General features: G+C 70.8%; 21 protein-coding genes and 1 pseudogene. 17 read left to right on the top strand and 5 right to left on the bottom strand.

What is annotated here, in order from left to right:
* Nucleotides 1-32: 32 nt before the first annotated feature.
* The 8 genes from nucS to ABZ193_RS16010 all read left to right on the top strand — a co-directional run bounded on the left by nucS (nucleotide 33) and on the right by ABZ193_RS16010 (nucleotide 8,844).
* The gene (nucS, locus tag ABZ193_RS16045; protein ID WP_026153883.1) at nucleotides 33-692 is read left to right on the top strand and encodes an endonuclease NucS; all 660 of its coding nucleotides are present in this window, start codon (nucleotides 33-35) and stop codon (nucleotides 690-692) included.
* 531 nt (nucleotides 693-1,223) lie between these two features.
* Nucleotides 1,224-2,924 (top strand): sodium:solute symporter family protein, encoded by a 1,701-nt coding sequence (locus ABZ193_RS16040; protein ID WP_354710367.1) that lies wholly within the window; start codon nucleotides 1,224-1,226, stop codon nucleotides 2,922-2,924.
* 13 nt (nucleotides 2,925-2,937) lie between these two features.
* Entirely contained in the window at nucleotides 2,938-3,210 is a 273-nt protein-coding gene (locus ABZ193_RS16035; RefSeq protein ID WP_020417816.1) for a hypothetical protein, read from the top strand.
* A gap of 47 nt (nucleotides 3,211-3,257) precedes the next feature.
* On the top strand, nucleotides 3,258-4,250 hold the full coding sequence (locus ABZ193_RS16030) for a DUF3558 domain-containing protein (RefSeq protein WP_354710366.1): 993 nt from the start codon (nucleotides 3,258-3,260) through the stop codon (nucleotides 4,248-4,250).
* A 35-nt stretch (nucleotides 4,251-4,285) separates the two neighbouring features.
* Nucleotides 4,286-5,287, top strand: coding sequence for a dihydroxyacetone kinase subunit DhaK (gene dhaK, locus ABZ193_RS16025; RefSeq protein WP_354710365.1), 1,002 nt, complete (start codon nucleotides 4,286-4,288; stop codon nucleotides 5,285-5,287).
* Between the two features lie 4 nt (nucleotides 5,288-5,291).
* Complete coding sequence (gene dhaL, locus ABZ193_RS16020; protein ID WP_354710364.1) at nucleotides 5,292-5,915, top strand: dihydroxyacetone kinase subunit DhaL; 624 nt, start codon at nucleotides 5,292-5,294, stop codon at nucleotides 5,913-5,915.
* Nucleotides 5,912-6,586 (top strand): dihydroxyacetone kinase phosphoryl donor subunit DhaM, encoded by a 675-nt coding sequence (dhaM, locus tag ABZ193_RS16015; RefSeq protein ID WP_237339886.1) that lies wholly within the window; start codon nucleotides 5,912-5,914, stop codon nucleotides 6,584-6,586. Before dhaL ends, dhaM begins: the two co-directional genes overlap by 4 nt.
* Before the next feature lie 479 nt (nucleotides 6,587-7,065).
* Nucleotides 7,066-8,844 (top strand): 3-hydroxybutyryl-CoA dehydrogenase, encoded by a 1,779-nt coding sequence (locus tag ABZ193_RS16010; protein WP_020417821.1) that lies wholly within the window; start codon nucleotides 7,066-7,068, stop codon nucleotides 8,842-8,844.
* Here ABZ193_RS16010 and ABZ193_RS16005 read toward each other — a convergent pair.
* A complete protein-coding gene (locus ABZ193_RS16005; protein WP_017987344.1) occupies nucleotides 8,838-9,044 on the bottom strand; it encodes a zinc ribbon domain-containing protein in 207 nt (68 codons plus the stop codon). The two genes, ABZ193_RS16010 and ABZ193_RS16005, sit on opposite strands and share 7 nt — an antisense overlap.
* A 57-nt stretch (nucleotides 9,045-9,101) precedes the next feature.
* Here ABZ193_RS16005 and ABZ193_RS16000 point away from each other — a divergent pair, with 57 nt between their 5' ends.
* A complete protein-coding gene (locus ABZ193_RS16000) occupies nucleotides 9,102-10,226 on the top strand; it encodes an alkaline phosphatase family protein (protein WP_020417822.1) in 1,125 nt (374 codons plus the stop codon).
* 294 nt (nucleotides 10,227-10,520) lie between these two features.
* On the opposite strand, the gene ABZ193_RS15995 is transcribed toward ABZ193_RS16000, so the two are convergent.
* Complete coding sequence (locus ABZ193_RS15995; protein WP_237339889.1) at nucleotides 10,521-11,084, bottom strand: TetR/AcrR family transcriptional regulator; 564 nt, start codon at nucleotides 11,082-11,084, stop codon at nucleotides 10,521-10,523.
* Nucleotides 11,085-11,211: 127 nt separating this feature from the next.
* Between ABZ193_RS15995 and ABZ193_RS15990 the strand changes: the two genes are divergently transcribed.
* Together ABZ193_RS15990 and ABZ193_RS15985 are read left to right on the top strand one after the other, a co-directional pair.
* Entirely contained in the window at nucleotides 11,212-12,645 is a 1,434-nt protein-coding gene (locus ABZ193_RS15990) for an MFS transporter (protein ID WP_354710363.1), read from the top strand.
* A gap of 16 nt (nucleotides 12,646-12,661) precedes the next feature.
* Complete coding sequence (locus ABZ193_RS15985) at nucleotides 12,662-12,961, top strand: hypothetical protein (RefSeq protein ID WP_020422419.1); 300 nt, start codon at nucleotides 12,662-12,664, stop codon at nucleotides 12,959-12,961.
* Here the strand turns inward: ABZ193_RS15985 and ABZ193_RS15980 are convergent.
* The gene (locus ABZ193_RS15980; protein ID WP_354710362.1) at nucleotides 12,958-13,494 is read right to left on the bottom strand and encodes a GNAT family N-acetyltransferase; all 537 of its coding nucleotides are present in this window, start codon (nucleotides 13,492-13,494) and stop codon (nucleotides 12,958-12,960) included. The genes ABZ193_RS15985 and ABZ193_RS15980 overlap by 4 nt on opposite strands.
* Nucleotides 13,495-13,532: 38 nt before the next feature.
* Between ABZ193_RS15980 and ABZ193_RS15975 the strand changes: the two genes are divergently transcribed.
* The 5 genes and pseudogenes from ABZ193_RS15975 to ABZ193_RS15955 all read left to right on the top strand — a co-directional run.
* The gene (locus ABZ193_RS15975; protein ID WP_354710361.1) at nucleotides 13,533-14,285 is read left to right on the top strand and encodes an alpha/beta fold hydrolase; all 753 of its coding nucleotides are present in this window, start codon (nucleotides 13,533-13,535) and stop codon (nucleotides 14,283-14,285) included.
* Nucleotides 14,286-14,578: 293 nt separating this feature from the next.
* Nucleotides 14,579-14,782: a CopG family transcriptional regulator gene (locus ABZ193_RS15970; protein WP_354710360.1), complete on the top strand. Its 204-nt coding sequence runs from the start codon at nucleotides 14,579-14,581 to the stop codon at nucleotides 14,780-14,782.
* On the top strand, nucleotides 14,763-15,125 hold the full coding sequence (locus ABZ193_RS15965) for a VOC family protein (protein ID WP_354710359.1): 363 nt from the start codon (nucleotides 14,763-14,765) through the stop codon (nucleotides 15,123-15,125). The genes ABZ193_RS15970 and ABZ193_RS15965 overlap by 20 nt, the downstream gene beginning before the upstream one ends.
* A gap of 4 nt (nucleotides 15,126-15,129) precedes the next feature.
* Entirely contained in the window at nucleotides 15,130-15,981 is an 852-nt protein-coding gene (locus ABZ193_RS15960) for a class I SAM-dependent methyltransferase (RefSeq protein WP_354710358.1), read from the top strand.
* 64 nt (nucleotides 15,982-16,045) lie between these two features.
* Nucleotides 16,046-16,262, top strand: a pseudogene (locus tag ABZ193_RS15955) (ISL3 family transposase); the annotation flags it as partial.
* A 476-nt stretch (nucleotides 16,263-16,738) separates the two neighbouring features.
* On the opposite strand, the gene ABZ193_RS15950 reads toward ABZ193_RS15955, so the two are convergent.
* On the bottom strand, nucleotides 16,739-17,452 hold the full coding sequence (locus ABZ193_RS15950; protein ID WP_354710357.1) for a maleylpyruvate isomerase family mycothiol-dependent enzyme: 714 nt from the start codon (nucleotides 17,450-17,452) through the stop codon (nucleotides 16,739-16,741).
* A 10-nt stretch (nucleotides 17,453-17,462) separates the two neighbouring features.
* Nucleotides 17,463-18,296 carry a phosphotransferase gene (locus ABZ193_RS15945; RefSeq protein WP_354710356.1) on the bottom strand — a complete coding sequence of 278 codons (834 nt, stop codon included), beginning with the start codon at nucleotides 18,294-18,296 and terminating at the stop codon, nucleotides 17,463-17,465.
* A gap of 110 nt (nucleotides 18,297-18,406) precedes the next feature.
* On the opposite strand from ABZ193_RS15945, the gene ABZ193_RS15940 reads away from it, so the two are divergent.
* On the top strand, nucleotides 18,407-19,635 hold a 1,229-nt coding region (locus ABZ193_RS15940; RefSeq protein ID WP_354710355.1), incomplete at its 3' end, for a cbb3-type cytochrome c oxidase subunit I.

The raw sequence follows: 19,635 nt of genomic DNA, 5'->3' as shown, positions 1-19,635 counted from the left end.
CAGTCTGCCGAAGCATCTTCTACCCTCGCCGGGTGCGTCTCGTGATCGCTCGTTGCCAAGTGGACTACGCCGGCCGTCTGACGGCCCACCTCCCGATGGCCACCCGGTTGCTGCTCATCAAGGCGGACGGCTCGGTGTCGGTGCACTCCGACGACCGCGCCTACAAGCCGCTGAACTGGATGAGCCCGCCGTGCTGGCTCATCGAGGACGGCGACGTCTGGACGGTGCAGAACAAGGCCGGCGAGAAGCTCGTCATCACCATCGAAGAGCGGATCGACGAGATCAGCCACGACCTGGGCGCCGAGCCGGGCCTGCAGAAGGACGGCGTCGAGGCGCACCTGCAGGAGCTGCTGGCCGAGCACATCACCACGCTCGGCGAGGGGTACACGCTGGTCCGCCGCGAGTACCCGACGGCGATCGGGCCGGTCGACATCCTCGCCCGCGACGCCGACGGCGGCTCGGTGGCGGTGGAGATCAAGCGCCGCGGCGAGATCGACGGCGTCGAGCAGCTGACCCGCTACCTGGAGCTGCTCAACCGCGACCCGCTGCTGGCGCCGGTGCAGGGCGTGTTCGCCGCGCAGCTGATCAAGCCCCAGGCCCGCACGCTGGCCGAGGACCGCGGCATCCGCTGCCTGACCCTGGACTACGACGCCCTCCGCGGCACCGAATCCGACGACCTCCGCTTGTTCTGACCTGCGGCCGAAGGCCCCTGCGCGGCGATGACGAGCCGCTTTCCGTTCTCGGGTTCCGGGGCACCATGGGCGAGATGCTCGGGCCGCTGCTGATCCTCGCAGTGGCTGTCGGCGAGGCGAGGCATGGCCACTGAGACTGGCGCAACCGCGGACGGAACAGGTTGCCCGCCGCGCCTCTCAGCCCGCGAGCGCATAGTTCGGCGGCTGCACGGCCTGTAGATCGACCTCTGGCTGTTCGAATCGCCCACGTGGTGCAGGCTGCCTGCGGTATGAGGCAGTCGTTGCGCGGCTCTGACCTGCGACCGAAGGCCCCCACGCGGCGATGACGAGCCGCGCGGGGGCCTTCGTGCGTTCACCCCGCCGAGTTGCGGCGGGTGACACCGCGCGGTTGGGTTGTCACCGGTTTGATCTCGACACGGTCAAGGCGCGACCGCTGGCGTGCACGGCTGGGATACCGCGTAGTAATGTGCGCTCGTCACTCGATCGTGGTGATTCTTGTTCGGAGATGTTGGACTCCCGGAGGTGGCATCGGTGCCCGTCCTAGCCGCAGCGAACCTGCGACTTGATGCGCACGCGATCGACTACGTGTTGCTCGCGTTCTACTTCGTGCTGGTGCTCGGCATCGGCTACCTGGCCCGGAAACAGGTGTCGAGCAGCATCGACTTCTTCCTGTCCGGCCGCTCCCTGCCCGCCTGGGTCACCGGGCTCGCCTTCATCTCCGCCAACCTCGGCGCCATCGAAGTGATGGGGATGTCGGCCAACGGCGCGCAGTACGGCCTGCCCACGGCCCACTACTTCTGGATCGGCGCCATCCCGGCGATGCTGTTCCTCGGCATCGTGATGATGCCCTTCTACTACGGGTCGAAGGTCCGCAGCGTGCCGGAGTTCATGCGGCGCCGCTTCGGCACCGGCGCCCACCTGACGAACGGCATCAGCTTCGCGCTGGCCCAGATCCTCATCGCGGGCGCGAACCTGTACCTGCTGGCCAGCGTGGTGAACCTGCTGCTGGGCTGGCCGATCTGGTTCTCGATCGTCATCGCCGCCGTCATCGTGCTCGCCTACACCGCGCTCGGCGGCCTGTCCGCGGCCATCTACAACGAGGTGCTGCAGTTCTTCGTCATCGTCGCCGCGCTGGTGCCGCTGACGATCGTCGGTCTCTACAAGGTCGGCGGCTGGGACGGGCTGGTCGACAAGGTCACCAACGGGCCCGGCGGCGCGGAGCAGCTGAGCTCCTGGCCCGGTAACCAGCTCACCGGCTTCGGCAGCAACTTCCTGTCCGTGCTCGGCCTGGTGTTCGGCCTCGGGTTCGTGCTGTCGTTCGGCTACTGGACCACGAACTTCGTCGAGGTCCAGCGCGCGATGGCCTCGAAGAGCATGTCGGCGGCGCGCCGCACACCGATCATCGGCGCGTTCCCGAAGATGCTGGTGCCGTTCATCGTGATCATCCCGGGCATGATCGCCGCGGTCACGGTCACCGAGCTGCAGGGCGAGAACAAGCAGGCCCTGATCGACGGCGGGTCCGCGCCCAGCGGCGCGACCTTCAACGACGCGCTGCTGCTGCTCATGCGCGACCTGCTGCCCAACGGTGTGCTGGGCGTCGCGATCGCCGGTCTGCTGGCCTCGTTCATGGCAGGCATGGCGGCGAACCTGAGCTCGTTCAACACCGTGTTCACGTATGACATCTGGCAGGCCTACATCAAGAAGGACAAGCCGGACTCGTACTACCTGAACATGGGCCGCTGGGTCACCGCGGGCGCCACGATCCTGGCCATCGGCACGGCGGGCATCGCGTCGCAGTACTCCAACCTGATGGACTACCTGCAGCAGCTGTTCTCGTTCTTCAACGCGCCGCTGTTCGCCACCTTCATCCTCGGCATGTTCTGGAAGCGCATGACGCCGGCAGCCGCGTGGATCGGTCTGCTGTCCGGTACCGCGTCGGCCATCGTGGTGTTCCTGCTCGCCGAGACCGGCGTGTGGGACCTGCCCGGCCAGGGCGCCAGCTTCATCGGCGCCGGCGCTGCGTTCGTGGTCGACATCGTGGTCAGCGTCGCGGTGACCATGGTGACCAAGCCGCGCGAGGCCTCCGAGCTGACCGGGCTGGTCTACTCGCTCACCCCGAAGGAGACGCGCCGGCACTCCAACACCGGCGAGGACGCGGGCTGGTACCGCAACCCGGGCCTGCTCGCGGGCATCGTCCTGGTCATCACGATCGCGCTGAACATCGCCTTCTAGGAGGTTGGCACACATGGCTAGCGAAACCCCCGCGCGCACGCGCCGGGCAGGCGCGTTCGACATCCGGCTGATCATCGCTTTGCTGACCGGCGTCTACGGCGTGGTCCTGACGATCATGGGCATCGCGTTCACCGACGACGCCGAGCTGCAGAAGGCGGCGGGCGTGAACATCAACCTGTGGGCCGGCATCGGCCTGCTGATCTTCACCGCCCTGTTCGTGCTGTGGGCGGTCGTGCGGCCGATCCGGGTCCCGGTGTCGGAAGGCGACGAGACCCCGGCCGAATAGGCAGGTTCGGAACATCCCGGCGAGGCCGGGCGGCTACCGTGCACCGCGTGCACCATGTCGCCCGGCCTCGCCGTTTCGTCCCCGTGGTCCTGCTCGCCCTGACCGTCTCCGCGTGCGCCGGACCCGACCTCGGCAAGCAGAACTTCCCGCGCACGACCGTCACACAGACCAGCGCCGCCACCGGCCCGATCGACGACGCCGCGGTCAGCCTGGACGCGCTGCGCACCGTCGACCCGTGCGGGATGCTGCAGGGCGACACCGTCACCGGCGTCGGCACGCCGGTCGAGGACAGCCTCCACTCGACCGGGCTGGACGGCTGCGCCGTCGAGGTCACCGACGCGGGCGGCAAGGAGGCGCGGCTGAGCCTCACGATGGGGGAGACGCTCCTGCTGTCCTCCGCGACCCAGGTCGGCACCGTCGAAGGCCTGCCGGTCGTCGAGCGCGACCTGGACGACCCGGACACCGCCGAGGAGGAGGGCTGCGTGGTCACCGCGGTCACCTCCGAGACGCCGGGCATGGGCATCTCCGTCCAGGTCACCTACCAGGGCGGGGACGCGTGCGGCACCGGCCTGACCGTCATCCGCGAGGTCGTCGCCAAGATGCACGGCTCGCCGCCCCGGATGACCCGCGCGGCGAACTCGGCCGTGCCGCTCGACCCGTGCGCGCTGGTGGACGACACCGTCGCCGCCGAGGTCCTCGGCCGCAGCACCACCAAGCGGCCCGGCGGCCTGCACGAGTGCCACTGGTCGGGCGGCAACGCCACCGGCTACCTGCGGATCTCCGAGACCGTCGAGCCGTCCGACGGCGACGACGGCACGCGCGTGGACCTGGGCGGCGGGATCACCGGCTACCAGGAGAAACGGACCACGGCGGGCAACAGCTGCACCATCGAGTGGACCCACCTGCGGACCGGCGACGGCGAGGGCGAGGTAGTCAAGTTCGAGTACGACAACTTCCACGACGACGCCGCCGGGGACGACTCGTGCGGGAAAGCGCGTCGCATCGTCGACACGATCCTGCCGAAGCTGCCCAAGTCCTGATAGGAAAGGGGCGACGACGGAGTCAGGAGGCGGGCATGAAGAAGATCATCAACGATCCGGCGGACGTGGTCACCGAGTCGCTGCGCGGGCTGGCCGCCGCGCACGCGGACATCCTGCGGGTCCAGGAGGACCCCAACGTGGTCGTGCGCGCCGACGCGCCGGTGGACGGCAAGGTCGCGGTGATCTCCGGCGGCGGGTCCGGGCACGAGCCGCTGCACGGCGGGTTCGTCGGCCACGGCATGCTCGACGCGGCGGTGCCCGGCGCGGTGTTCACCTCGCCCACGCCGGACGCGGTGCAGGCCGCCATCAGCGCGACCACCGGCGCGGCCGGGGCTCTGCTGATCGTCAAGAACTACACCGGTGACGTGCTGAACTTCGAGACCGCGGGCGAGCTGGCCGCGGCCGAGGACCTGGACGTGCGCAGCGTGGTGATCGACGACGACGTCGCGGTCGCCGATTCGACCTACACCGCGGGACGGCGGGGCGTCGGCGGCACGGTGCTCTTGGAGAAGATCACCGGCGCCGCGGCCGAGCGGGGCGATTCGCTGGACGCGGTGGAAGCGCTGGCGCGCAAGGTCATCGGCCAGGTCCGGTCGATCGGGGTCGCGCTCACCGCGCCGACCGTGCCGCACGTCGGCGAGCCCAGCTTCGACCTCGGCGCCGACGAGATCGAGTTCGGCATCGGCATCCACGGCGAGCCGGGCCGGGAGCGGATCAAGGCCGAGCCCGCCGACGAGCTGGTGGCGCGCATGGTCGGGGCCGTCGTCGAGGACCTGCCGTTCACCGAGGGCGACCGGGTGCTGCTGTTCACCAACTCGATGGGCGCCACCCCGCTGGTCGAGCTGTACCTCGCGCACGGCATCGCCGAGCGGCTGCTGGCCGATCGCGGCATCATGGTCGAACGCCGGCTGGTGGGCCCCTACATCACCAGCCTGGAGATGCAGGGCATCAGCCTGACCCTGCTGAAGCTCGACGACGAGCTGACCGAACTGTGGGACGCGCCGGTGAACACCGCCGCACTGCGCTGGAAGGCCTGAGGACATGGGATGCACGCCGGAGGGCGTCGCGAACGCGTTGCGGGGCGCCGCGGCCGTGATCGCCGAGCACCGCGCCGAGCTGATCGAACTCGACCGGGCCATCGGGGACGGTGACCACGGCGAGAACATGAACCGCGGGTTCCAGGCCGTGGTGGCCGCGCTGGACGGCGGCGTACCGGAAACGCCGGGCGGGGTGCTCAAGCTCGCGGCGACGACGTTGATCTCGAAGGTCGGCGGCGCGGCGGGGCCGTTGTACGGCACGGCTTTCCTGCGGGCGTCGACCGTGGTGTCGAACCAGCCGGAGCTGGGCGCGGCGGAGGTCGTGGCCGCGTTGCGGGCCGGGCTGGAAGGCGTGCAGGCGCGCGGCAAGGCGGTGGAGGGCGACAAGACGATGGTCGACGCGCTGCTGCCCGCGGTCGCCGCGGCGGAGAAGGCGGGCGGCGGGGACGTCGCGGCGGTGCTGTCGGCGGCCGCCGAGGGCGCGGCGACCGGCGCGGAGTCCACTGTGGACCTGGTTGCACGGAAGGGCAGGGCGTCCTACCTGGGCGAGCGCAGCGCGGGGCACCTCGACCCGGGCGCGCGCTCGACGGCGCTGCTGCTCGCCGCGTTCGCCGAGGCGGCCCGATGAGCGTCGGCCTGGTGCTGGTGTCGCACAGCGCGAAGCTCGCCGAAGGGGTCGCCGAGGTCGCCGCGCAAATGGCGCCCGACGTGACGATCGTGCCCGCGGGCGGCCTGCCCGGCGGCGGGATCGGCACGGACTACGACTCGGTCGTGGCGGCGGTGCAGCGCGCCGATTCCGGGTCCGGGGTCGTGCTGCTCTACGACCTGGGCAGCGCGCAGATGACGGCCGAGCTCGCGGTCGAGTCGCTGGCCGACCCGGGCGCCGTGGTGGTGGCGGACGCGCCGCTGGTGGAGGGCACGGTCGCGGCGGCGGTGGCGGCGCAGAACGGAGCCGACCGGGCCGGGGTGCTGGAGGCCGCCTCGGCGGCCGCCGCGCCTCCGGAACTGGCCGCGACCGCCGAGCCGGCCACGGACTGCGTGGAGCTCACGCTGACCAACGAGGTGGGCCTGCACGCCCGCCCCGCGGCGGTGCTGGCGCGCAGCCTGGCCGCGCTGGAGGCCGAGGTGAGCGTCCGGCTGGGCGACCAGGAGGCCGACGCGCACAGCGTGCTGGCGCTGATGGCGCTCGGCGCGCGGAAGGGCGACCGGATCCAGGTGCGCGCGGGAGGCCCCCAGGCGGCCGAGGCGCTGCGCGTGGTGCAGGACCTGGTGGAGGACAACTTCGGCGACCCCGCCTGACGGTTTCGCCTGTCGTTGGGCACCTCCGTGGGCGGGGCGCGCCCGCGGCCCGCGCTTTCGGTTCGCGTTGCGCGCCCCTGGCCGCGAGCCCCGCGCTGCTGGTCGTGACCCCGCGCTGCTGGTCGTGAGTCCCACGCTCCTGGCCGTGCGTTCGGCACTCGCCGCCGCGAGTACCACGCTCACCGGCGCGAGTCTCGCGCTCCGGCGCTGCCAGTGCCATCCTCCTGGCTGTGCGGCGCTCGCTGCCGCCGGCCTGCACTCCCGGCCGCCTGTTCTCCACTGGCCACCGCGAGTCCCGCCTTCTGCGTCGGCACCCGCATCCGGCCGGACTGCAATCCGGGTCCACACCGTCTTCGTCTCCCGGTGCCAAGCCCGGCGGCGGCGGAACTCGCGCGGGTGCACCTGATTCGATACACCTCCCGTCCGGTCGTCGCGCGTGGCACCATCGAGGGCTACCGACGAGTAACCCGGAGGCCGCTATGGCGCGGACGATCGAAACGGCAGGCGTGGTCGGGCTCGGCACGATGGGCTCCGGGATCGCGGAGGTCCTGGCCCGCAGCGGCATCCGGGTCATCGGCGTCGAGGTGGATGCCGCCGCGGTGGAGCGCGCCCGCGGGCACGTCGAGCAGTCCACGGCCCGCGCCCTCACCGGCGGCAAGCTCGACGAGGACGACCGCGCGGCCCTGCTCGCCCGCATCACCTACACCACCTCGCTGACCGACCTCGCCGACGCCGACCTGGTCATCGAGGCCGTCCCGGAGAGCCTCGACCTCAAGGCCGAGGTGTTCGCCCAGCTGGACAAGATCGTCGGCCCCGACGCGGTCCTCGCGTCGAACACGTCGTCCCTGTCGGTCACCGAGATCGGCGTGCACACCTCCCGCCCCGGCAAGGTCGTCGGGATGCACTTCTTCAACCCGGCGCCCGTGCTCAAGCTGGTCGAGATCGTGCGGACCGTCGTCACAGAGCCGGACGTGATCGCCGACGTCACCGGGTTCGCCGAGCGCCTCGGCAAGACGCCGGTCGTCATCGGCGACCGCGCCGGGTTCATCGCCAACGCCCTGCTGTTCGGCTACCTGAACCACGCGGTGCGGATGTTCGAGCAGCGCTACGCCACGCGCGAGGACCTCGACGCGGCGATGCGCCTCGGCTGCGGGTACCCGATGGGCCCGCTCGCGCTGCTCGACCTGATCGGGCTGGACACCGCCTACGAGATCCTCGAGTCGATGTACCGGCAGTCGCGCAACCGGTTGCACGCGCCCGCGCCGCTGCTCAAGCAGATGATCACCGCGGGTCTGCTCGGCCGGAAGTCCGGTCGCGGGTTCTACACCTACGAGGGCCCGGATTCACCGGTCGTCGTCGACTCGGCGCCCGGCGTCGCGCCCGTTGACCCCGGCGAGGTGCGGCCGGTGCGCTCGGTCGGCGTGATCGGCACCGGCACGATGGCGACCGGGATCGCGGAGGTGTTCGCCAAGCGCGGGTACGACGTCGTGCTCCGCGCCCGCACCACCGACAAGGCAGAGGCGGCGGTGGCGCGGATCGCCAAGTCGGTGAACCGGGCGGTGTCGAAGGGCAAGCTGTCGGAGTCGGACGGCGCCGCGGCGCTGGCCCGGGTCACGCCGGTCGCCGACTTCACCGCGCTGTCCAGTGTGGACCTGGTGGTCGAGGCCGTGGCCGAGGACCTCGCGGTCAAGCAGGAGGTGTTCGCCGCGCTGGACGCGGTGGCCAAGCCGGGCGCGATCCTCGCGACGACGACCTCGTCGCTGCCGGTGATCGAGTGCGCGGCCGCGACCGAGCGCCCCGGGGACGTGGTCGGGCTGCACTTCTTCAACCCGGCGCCGGTGATGAAACTGGTCGAGGTGGTGCGCACGATCGCCACCGCGCCCGACGTCGTGGCCACCGCACACGCGGTCTGCGCGGCGATCGGCAAACACCCGGTGCACTGCGGCGACCGGGCTGGTTTCATCGTGAACGCGCTGCTCTTCCCGTACCTGAACGACGCGGTGAAGATGCTCGAGGCGCACTACGCGCAGGCCGCGGACATCGACACCGCGATGAAGGTCGGGTGCGGGCTGCCGATGGGCCCGTTCGAGCTGCTGGACGTCGTCGGTCTCGACGTGTCGCTGGCGATCCAGCGGACCCTGTTCAACGAGTTCCGCGAGGAGGGCTTCGCGCCGGCGCCGCTGCTGGAGCACCTCGTCACGGCCGGGCGGCTGGGCCGCAAGACGGGGAAGGGGTTCGCGGACTACACCGTTCAGTGACCGCAGCCGCAGGCGCCGCCGCAACAGCCGCCACCCGCCGGCGCACCGGCGGCCGAACCGGTCAGGGCGACGGTCGTCAGCAGCTTGACCGTGTCGGTGTGGCCCTCGGGGCAGGTCGCGGGCGCGCTCGACTCGCTCATCGGACGGTTCACCTCGAAGGTGCCGGTGCACTCGCGACAGCGGTAGGCGTAGGTCGGCATGTCGTCATTATCGGGTAAGGCGTGCGCTCGGAGCCACCTTCCTGCCAAGCTGGCCAGGTGGAGCTGCCAACGTTGTCCGGCCAGGGGCATCTCGCCGAGGTGGTGCCGTCGGTGCTCGCGACGCTGGGGGTGCCCGGCTGCGTGGACACGCTCGGCCTGCCCGAGGCTGCCGGCGCTTGTGTGTTGCTGATCGACGGTCTGGGTGCGGAGCTGTTGCGCGCGCACGCCGCGGACGCGCCGGTGCTGACCGAGCTGGCGCAGGGGACGCTGGCGGTCGGCTGTCCGTCGACGACGGTCGCCGGGCTGGCCGCGATCGGGACCGGAGTCGCGTCGGGGGAGCACGGCATGGCGGGGTACACGTTCGAGGTGCCCGGCTGCGGGGTGCTCAACGCCCTGCGCTGGCGGGAGCACCCGGGCGGCGGCGAGCTGGACCTGCGGCCGGAGGACGTCCAGCCGTTGCCCACGACGTTCGAGCGGGCGGCCGCGGCGGGTGTCGAGGCGGTGGTGGTGGCCGAGGCGAAGTTCGGGAACTCGCCGCTTACGCGGGCGGTGCAGCGCGGCGCGGAGTACCGCGGCGTTTATGCGATGGGCGACCTGGCCGCGGAGACGCTGCGCACCCTGCGCGAGTCGCCTGGTTTCTGCTACGCCTACCACGGCCAGCTGGACGAGCTCGGCCACCGGTACGGCCCGGGTTCGCCGGCGTGGGTGATGCAGCTGCGGCAGGTCGACCGGCTCGTCGAGTCGCTTGTGGACGGTCTGCCGCCCGGCCGGGTGCTGGCCGTGGTGGCCGACCACGGGATGGTCGCGCTGGGCGAGGACGTGATCGACATCGACGTGACGCCGGAGTTGCGGTCCGGAGTGCGGGTGTTCGGCGGGGACCCGCGGGTGCGGCACGTGTACACCGAACCCGGCGCGACGGAGGACGTGCTGGCCGCGTGGCGCTCGGTGCTGGGTTCACGGGCGTGGGTGACACGCCGGGACGAGGCGATCGCGGCGGGCTGGCTGGGACCGCGCGTGAGCGACCGGGTGCGCTCCCGCTTCGGCGACGTGATCGCCGCCGCCCGGGACGACTTCGGGATGCTGCGCCGCACCGCGGAGCCGCTGGAGTCGCAGCTGATAGGCCAACACGGCTCGATGACGCCCGCCGAGCAACTGGTCCCGCTGGCGATCGCCCACCGCTGAGGGGCCGGGCGGCTGGTCCCGCTGGCGGTAGCGCGCGGTTGTGGGACTGGGCGGCTGGTTCCGCTGGCGATAGCGCCACCGCTGAGCGCCGGGCGGCTGGTGCCGTTGGCGGTTGCCCGCCGTTGTGGCACCGCGCCTGGTTCTGCTGGCGATTATCCACCGCTGAGGCGCCGCTTCCGCCCGGGCTGCTGTCAGTCGTGACCGGGCGGGCGGAGCCGCCGGCCGCCGCCATAGCATCCCCGCCGACCGAGTTCCCGTAAGGCACGGAGTTTCGAGGCAGGAATCCCCGCCGGGTCAGGGCTTTGGTCGCCGCAGGCCGTCGAGCAGGACGGTGAGCAGTCGTTCGGCCGTCTCGTCGCTGCCTTCCGCTGCCACGCCCACCCCGTGCCCGAGCAACAGCAGATCGCGCGGCCGCACGTCGTCGCGGATGGCGCCGCTTTCCTGCGCTCGGCTGAGCAGCACGGCGGCCGCGTCGTTGATCAGTGTCTTGCACGCGGCGAACGTCTCGGAGTCCCGGTCCATCGCCGCCTTCAGCGTGGCCGCCAGCCCACGCTTGTGCAGCACGAACGCGACCTGCTCGCGCATCCACAGCTCCAGCGCCTCCGCCGGCTCGTGCTCCTCCAGCAGCCGGTGCGCGGCGGAGCTGAGCGTTTCGATGTCGTCGCGGTAGACGGCTTCGATCAGCGTCTCCCGAGTCGGGAAGTGCCGGTAGAGGGTGCCCGCGCCGACGGAGGCCCGGCGCGCGATGTCGTCCAGCGGGGCGTCCGGTCCGTGCTCCCGGAACGCCTCGCGCGCCGTGACCAGGATCCGTTCGTAGTTGCGCCGCGCGTCAGCCCGCATCGGCCGCGGTGCCGTCATGCGCCTCACCCCAAAACCGGACACATTCTCCGGATACCCTTGCGCAACCGGAGACGTTCTCCATATGCTAGCTCCATCGAAGCGGAGAGTTCGTCCGCTTCTGTCGTCCTCTTTCGATGGAGACTTCTTGTCTGAGACAACGCTGCCCGCGTCCGGCACGGCTGTCGCCGCGACCGCGGCGCGGCCACGCCCCGGCGTGGTGCTGGCAACCCTGCTCACCTGCCAGTTGATGATCGTCCTCGACATCACCGTCATGAACGTCGCGCTGCCCCGGATCCAGGCCGACCTCGGGTTCACCGCGGCCTCGCTGAGCTGGGTGATGTCGAGCTACACCCTCGTCTTCGGCGGTCTGCTGCTGCTCGGCGGACGCGCGGGCGACCTCTTCGGCCGCAAGCGGATGTTCGTCGGCGGCGTGCTGCTGTTCACCGTGGCCTCGCTCGCCGGTGGCCTGGCCGGATCGGCCGAGTGGCTGATCGTCGCCCGGATCGCGCAAGGCCTCGGCGCCGCCGCCGCGGGGCCGAGCACGCTGGCCCTGCTCACCACGACAATCACCGAATCCCGCGCCCGGCTGCGCGCGCTCGCCCTGTTCTCCGGCATGTCCAGCGCCGGGTTCGCGGTCGGCCTCATCCTCGGCGGGCTGCTCACAGAGTGGCTGTCGTGGCGGGCCGTGCTGTTCATCAACGTGCCGTTCGGACTGGTCGTGGCCGCGCTGGCCGCCCGGTTCGTGGTGGAGCCGCCGCGCCAGCGGGCACGGCTCGACCTGCCCGGCGCGGTGACCGGGACGGTGGGCGTCGCGGCCCTCGTCTACGGCTTCATCCGCGCCGCCGAGGCGGGCTGGTCGGACACGCTGACGTTGGCCTCGCTGATCGGCGGAGTGGTGCTGCTCGGCGCTTTCCTCGCCGTCGAGGTCCGCACCGCCGAGCCGCTGCTGCCGCTGCGGTTGTTCGCCGACCGCAACCGCGCCGCCGCCTACGCCAACTTCTTCCTCGGCCCGATGGCCGGCATGTCGATGTTCTTCTTCCTCACCCAGTACCTGCAGGACGTGCGGGGCATGAACGCGCTGGGCACCGGGTTCGCGTTCCTGCCCATGGCGCTGCTGGTGTTCGCGCTGAGCCGGGCCATCCCGCGGCTGCTGCCCCGGTTCGGGCCCAAGCCGGTCGCGATCGCCGGGACGCTGTCGATGATCGCCGGGGTGGGCTGGCTGACGCAGCTGGGAACCGGCACCGCGTACCTGACCGGTGTGCTCGGCCCGATGGTCCTCATGGGACTGGGCATGGGGCTGGCCTTCTCGCCGCTCAACGTGATCATCATGGGCAGCGTCCCGGCTCGCGACGCCGGCGCCGCGGGCGGTGTGCTGCAGACGATGCAGCAGACCGGCGCGACCCTCGGCCTCGCCATCCTGGTCACCATCTTCGGCACGGCCACCCGCACCGCGACCGGCTCGCCGCACGACGTGCTGGTCACCGGGATGACGGCCGCGTTCACCGGCTCGGTGGTGATCGCGTGCCTCACCTTCGTGGTGGCACTCACCTTCCGCCGCGACGCGGACCGCGCCGCGTAGGCGTTACCGTGGCCGGGTGCCCCGCCGCAACCGACCACACCGTGGCCGCCCCGACGCCGACCGCGCCGGGGCGGCTCCCGGTTGGGCGCACGCCGAGTCCGGTCCGGACGGTGACTGGCTGGTGCGCAGCGTCCCGGGCAGCCAGGCGACCAAGGTGTACCGCTGTCCCGGGTGCGACCACGAAATCCAGCCCGGCGTGCCGCACGTGGTGGCCTGGCCCGCCGACGAGCTCGGCTCGGTGGCCGACCGCAGGCACTGGCACCGCGCCTGCTGGAACGCCCGCGACCGCCGCGGCCCGACCCGCAAGCGCTTCTAGGCCCGCCGCGCGTCTCCGGGCTTCGGAATCTTCCGGAAGTGCCGGGACACCGCGCCGTCGTAGAAGGTCTCGGTGTAGGCGGTGAACCCGAGCCGCTCCGCGACGCGCAGCGACGGCTCGTTGGCGATGTTCACGCTGATCTGCACCGGGAACTCGGGCAGCTCCCGCTCCGCCCAGTCGACCACGGCCCGCGCCATCTCGGTGGCGTAGCCGCGTCCCCACGCCTCCGGGCGGAAGCGGTAGTAGAGGTTCAGCAGCCGGGCGCCGCCGAACTCCAGGTGCTGCAGCCCGCCGATGCCCGCGACCGCACCGGTGGCGAGCGGCACCACCGCGAGGTAGCCGAACCCGTGGGCCTTCCAGTGCTCGAGCCAGGCCGTGAGCTTGACCTCGGTCTCCTCCTCGCTGGGCGGCGCTGGGTGGTAGCGGTTGGTCCGTGGGTCGGTCTGGATCTCGACGACGTCGTCCCGGTCCTCCGGGCCCAGTGGCCGCAGCAACAGGCGGTCAGTGCGGATCTCCCGCCACTCGACGCTCACAGGGCGACGGTAGCGCGCCGGTCCAGCACAATCTCGGTATGGCTGATCTTCCCCTGGTCCTCCTCCACGCGTTCCCGGTGGACGCCCGCATGTGGAACCCCGTCCGCGGCGGCCTGACCACCCGGCACCGGCTGATCACGCCCGACCAGCGTGGCCTCGGGCGGACGCCGCTGCCCGGGACCGACCGCGAACCCAGCCTCGACGACGCGGCCCGGGACGTGATCGCCCTGCTCGACAAGCTCGAACTCGACCAGGTTGTGCTCGGCGGCTGCTCCATGGGCGGCTACGTGACCATGGCCGTGCTGCGCGCCGCACCCGAGCGTGTCGCCGGGCTGGTGCTCATCGACACGAAGGCGACCGCGGACGCGCCCGAGGCGGCGCAGGCCCGGCGGGATCTGGCGCAGCGCGCGGAGTCCGAGGGCGTGACCGGCTGGCTTGCCGACGCGATGCTGCCGAACGTGCTCAGCGTCGAGACCCGCCAGACCCGCCCGGACGTGGTCGAGACGGTGCGCGACCTCATCGACAGCCAGCCGCCGGCGGGCGTGGCGTGGGCCGCCCGCGCGATGGCCAACCGGCCGGACTCCACCGAGCTGCTGGCGGCCACCGACGTGCCCGCGCTGGTGATCGTGGGCGAGGACGACGGACTCACCCCACCCGACGGCGCGCAGGCGATGGCGGAGACGCTGCCCAGCGGCGAACTGGTGGTGGTGCCCCAGGCCGGGCACCTCACGCCGCTGGAAGCGCCGGCGATGGTCGCCGAGGCGATCCTGGGCTGGTGGCCTTTCGCGTGAGGGTGCTCGACTGAGGCTGGGTGCTTTCGCCGGTTGCGGGGATAGTCGGCCGGCTGCTGGGCGTTCCTTTCCGATGGCGGTTGCCTCGCTGCGCGGGAGGCGCCGATCGTGCTGCGGAGGCGATCTTGAGTTGATGGCCCTTTGGGGTTCTTCGCAATCGAAGGTGTAGGTAGCAGCGCTGGTGGTGGTGCCCCAGGCCGGGCACCTCACGCCGCTGGAAGCGCGTGGTAGCGCGCTCGCACGTCGTCGGGTCGCACCTCGTAGCTAGTGATCTAGCATGCTAGCATCCTTGGGTGAGCGCGGAGGAGGTCAAGCAGTTCAACGTGTACCTGCCGGTGGAGCTGATCAAGCGCGTCAAGCATCACGCGGTTGAGTCGGAGCGGTCGCTGAGTTCGATCGTGGCCGAGTCGCTGGCGGCCTATCTGGACGAAGCAGACGCCTCACGACCGCGATCCAGTGAGAGGAAGAGGAACTGGCATGGTGAGCGAGGGCATTGAGGCGCTGTTCCTGGAGACGCACAACTGGGGCAAGGCAGCCCGGTTCTTCCAGGCGTTGGGGTACGAACTCGAGTTCGAGACGGATCATCAGTCCGGCCAGTTGCGCAGCAAGATCGGGCCGCCGGTGTTCATCGCCGAGATCCCCGAAGATCGTGCTCCGCGTCTGCAGCCGGTGTTGAAGATCCCCGATGCCGCGGCTGCCGAGCAGAAACTGAAGGCCCTCGGCGTCGATGGGCCGTTCGAGCCCACGCACTTCGGAACCGCGATGACCACGCTCCGAGATCCCGACGGCCGGGTCTGGGGCCTCCAGGCGCCACTGAACGACCCCACCTCGGAGGCCTAGGGTCGTGTCCGGGGAACCTGATTCCACCGCAGTTCGCACGGCACTGTGGCGGGCGCTGCACACGCTGGTGGACGACGCGCCGCACGTTCTCGAGGATCGCATCGGGTTGGAGATCGCGGGCGTCGACCAGGGCTGGCAGACACGTCCGGACATGGACCCAATGCGGACGCGGCCCAATCGCGCCTCGATCGTGGCACGCGCCCGCGCTGTCGAGGACACCCTCATTGCCTCTGGTGCGTGTCAATACGTCGTCCTGGGCGCCGGCCTCGACACCTTTCCGCAGCGACACAAGGGGCCCGTGCGCGTCTTCGAGGTCGACGAGCCCGCCACCCAAGCTTGGAAGCGGGACCGGCTTGTCCAGCTCGGGCTCCTCGACCCAGAGCGCCTGCACTTGGTGCCGGTCGACTTCGAGGCCGGTGAATCGTGGCTTGCCAAAGCTGTAGAGGCCGGGCTCGATACCGCGGAACCAGCTGTCGTCTCGATGCTCGGCGTGACCATGTATCTCACGCAGGAGGCGATCTCGACGAGCCTACGTCAAGCCGCATCACTCGCAGCGGGCTCCATCATGGTGTTCAGCTACTCGCGGCCCATCGAGATGGCTCCGCCCGAGGTCCGCCCCATCCTTGAAGGCGCCGTAAAGGGCGCCGCTGCCTCCGGACACCCCTGGTTGAGTCTGTTGACACCTGACCAGGCCACCAACATGGCCCGTGACGCAGGGTTCACGGGCGTCGACGTCATCACCTCGACCGACTTGCACGAACGCTACTTCGCCGAACGCCACGATGGGCTCAGTCCTGTCGGAGGAGAAGATCTCGTGATCGCCACGGTCGGAAGTCATCGAGTCGGCTCCGGGTAGGAGTCGCGGTCTCAGCGGATCTCACGCAGCCACCAAGACGGTCTTCACGTGCGCGAAGCCGTGCATCTACCAGAGGATGATCACCGCGTACCCGCACGAGGATCGCCGCCGTGGACGCGACCTGATGGTCAAGCTCAGTGCCGACCTCAGCAGCGGGGTGCCGAAGGCACTGACCGAGCTGATCACCCTGGGTCGGACCCTGAAGCAACCTGACCAACTACATCGCCAGATCCCTACTGGAGACTGGCGGCTTCAGACCGCTGTTACACCTTCGTTTGTGAAGAGCCCTTTGGGTGGGGTTTGGCCGTGATGAGCGTCGCGCTGCTGATTGCGGGGACAGGCGGCCGCTGCTGGGGCAGTCGTGTCCGATAGCGGGTGCCTCGTGGCGCGGGAGGCGCCGGTCGTGGTCGCGGAGGCGATCCTGGGCTGGTGGCCCGTCGCGTGAGGGCGCTTGGCCCAGGTGCGCGCTGCGTTCGCCGGGCAGGGGGCTAGTCGGCTGGTTGGTGCGGGGAAGTCGAGTCCGATGGCGGCCACCTCGCGGCCCGGGAGGCACCGGTCATGGTTGCCGAGGCGATCCGGGGCTGGTGACCCTCCGCATGAGGGTGCTTGGTTGCGTTCGCCGGGCAGCGCGCTAGGGGAGAGTCGGCAGCCTATGGCGGGCAGTCGTGCGCACAGTGCCGCCGCGCCGCGGCGCGCAAGCCACCACAGCCGGAGCGCCCCCTGCGCGCCCCAGCCACCGCGACCAGCCCCCGCCCGGCTAATTCAGTTGAGAAACATCAACGAACTCCTTGAGGGCCCCCGCGTCGCCGAGTACCTCGACGTCTTCGGGAGCCTTCCGGCGCCACAGCAGCAACAACAGGTCCGACGCCGTCCCGCGGACCGCCGTCGTCGCCTTCCGGTGCTCGGCCGTCACCGACCAGCCCGCGCCGGACGGCTGGACCAGCCACTCGCCCGGACCGTCCGTCGCGTGCAGGTGCACGTCCGCCCGGAAGCCGGGCGGCGGGGCGTCCGGGAGGAAGAACCGCAGGAACTCGTCGATCCCGTCCACCGCGAGCTCCCGCTCGACCGGTTCGTCCCGCCCCGCCGCCGACAGCGCGTCCCAGCAGTGCACCGCCGTCTCCTGGGCCATCCGGCGCTGGATGAACCCCGCGTCCTTCCGCTCCGCCCACGTCCACCTGGGCTCGGCCGGATCGAGCGCGGCCATGACGCCCGCCAGCGCCTCGACACCCTCGGCGAACCACGCCACCAGCTCGTCGTCCGCCGGACGCGGCGGCTCCCGGTAGTCGTCCGGCCCGGGAACCGCTCCGGACGCGATCTGCCGCCAGAACCAGTGGACCTCGCCGGTGTGCCAGACCAGCTCGGCCACGTCCCAGCCCGGGCACGCCGGCACCGGCGCACGCAGGTCTCGCACCGCTTCCGCCAAGCGGTCGCCGTCCCTGCGCAACGCCGTGAGGTACCCGGTCTTCTCCATGCCGGGAAAGCTAGCGGGACCCACCGACAGTTTTGAATCGCCGCAGGTCAGCCTGCGCTGCCGGGAGTCGTTCCGGGAACCGGCGCGCGATCGCGAACCGCCAGCACACCCCGAACAGGTCGCGCAGCCGCACCCACGGCGCCAGCTCGTCGGGGTCCGGCGCGTCCGGGTACGCGGCGACCGCGGCGCGGCCGTCCAGCCTGCTGGTCAGCGCCAGGCACGCGAGGTCCCACGCGACCGGCCCGGCCCAGGTGTCCTCGAAGTCGACCCAGCGCGGTCCGCTCGCCGTGGCCAGCAGGTTCCCCGGGTGCGCGTCGCCGTGCAGGGCCTGCGCGCGGGCCTCAGGCAACACCGCTTCGAGCGCATCGACCTCGTCCGCCAGCTCCGCGGGCAGGTCGAACCGCGCGATCCAGGACCGGGCCTCCGTCAGCGGCCCCGGCGCGTCCAGCGTGTCGGGGAAATCCCGCAGCGCGACGTGCAGCTCGGCCAGCGAACAGGCCACCTCGCCGGGGGAGAAGACGTGATCCGGGTCGTGACGTGTGAAACGCCACAGTGTGACCGGAAGGCCGTTCGCGACGTGCGGACCTGGGCTTTCGAACGGCGGCACGACCGGTGCGTCCCGCATCTCGAGGAACGACGAGAGTGCCACTTCGCGCGCCAGCGACTGGAGCACCCCGGGCCGCGCCACCAGCGTCGTTCCCGGCACCCTCGCCACGACCGCACCCAGTCTCACCAGCACGTTCGACCGCGTGGCCAGGACTTCCGGGTGCTCGGCGGGCAGGCGGAACCGCTGCCCGACCTCGACCGCGGCGGCCACGGCGGCGGTCGTGTAGCGGTCTCCCATGGCGTGATCTTCCCAGCCGGTGCGCACCAGTGTCGGGGGCGAGGGATACGATCCGGACTGGTCGCGTCGCCGCGGCCGCTGACACACCGAAGAGGATCTTGGAGGCAGGAGTGACAGCCGTAGCCCCGCAGCCGATTGTCACGCGTCCGTACCCGGCGCGACAGGAGGCCAAGGGTTCGTTGCTGCTGCGGTTGTTCCGCACGACGGACCACAAGCAGATCGGCATCATGTACCTGGTCACGTCGTTCGCCTTCTTCATGGTGGGCGGCGCGATGGCGATGCTGATCCGCACCGAGCTGGCGCGCCCAGGGCAGCAGTTCCTGTCGCAGGAGCAGTACAACCAGCTGTTCACCATGCACGGCACGATCATGCTGCTGCTGTACGCGACCCCGATCCTGTTCGGTTTCGCCAACTTCGTGATGCCGCTGCAGATCGGCTCGCCGGACGTGGCGTTCCCGCGGTTGAACGCCTTCTCCTACTGGCTGTACCTGTTCGGCGGCATCATCACCGTCTCCGGCTTCCTGACCCCGGGTGGCGCGGCCGACTTCGGCTGGTTCGCCTACACCCCGCTGTCGGACGCCATCCACTCGCCGGGTATCGGCGCGGACATGTGGATCGCCGGCCTCGCGGTCTCCGGTCTGGGCACCATCCTCGGCGCGGTCAACATGGTCACCACGATCGTCTGCCTGCGCGCGCCCGGCATGACGATGTTCCGGATGCCGATCTTCACCTGGAACATCCTGGTCACCAGCATCCTGGTGCTGCTCGCCTTCCCGATCCTCACCGCGGCGCTCATGGGCCTGATGGCCGACCGGCACATCGGGGCGCACGTGTTCGACCCGGCCAACGGCGGTGTGATCCTCTGGCAGCACCTGTTCTGGTTCTTCGGGCACCCCGAGGTGTACATCGTCGCGCTGCCGTTCTTCGGCATCGTCTCCGAGATCATCCCGGTGTTCTCGCGCAAGCCGATCTTCGGCTACAAGGGCCTGGTCTTCGCGACGCTGGGCATCGCTGCGCTGTCGGTCGCGGTGTGGGCGCACCACATGTACGCCACCGGCGCCGTGCTGCTGCCGTTCTTCTCCTTCATGACCTTCCTGATCGCGGTCCCGACCGGTGTCAAGTTCTTCAACTGGATCGGCACCATGTGGAAGGGCCAGCTGAGCTTCGAGACGCCGATGATCTTCTCGGTCGGCTTCCTCGTGACCTTCCTCTTCGGTGGTCTGACCGGCATCCTGCTGGCCGCCCCGGCCATCGACTTCCACGTGTCGGACAGCTACTTCGTGGTGGCGCACTTCCACTACGTGCTCTACGGCACGATCGTGTTCGCGACCTTCGCCGG

Origin of the sequence: Amycolatopsis sp. NPDC006125 (assembly GCF_040614195.1) — a bacterium.
Taxonomy (GTDB): Bacteria; Actinomycetota; Actinomycetes; order Mycobacteriales; family Pseudonocardiaceae; genus Amycolatopsis_E; species Amycolatopsis_E tucumanensis.
The sequence above is the reverse complement of the archived record's forward strand: the minus strand, read 5'-3'. Positions and strand labels throughout refer to the sequence as shown.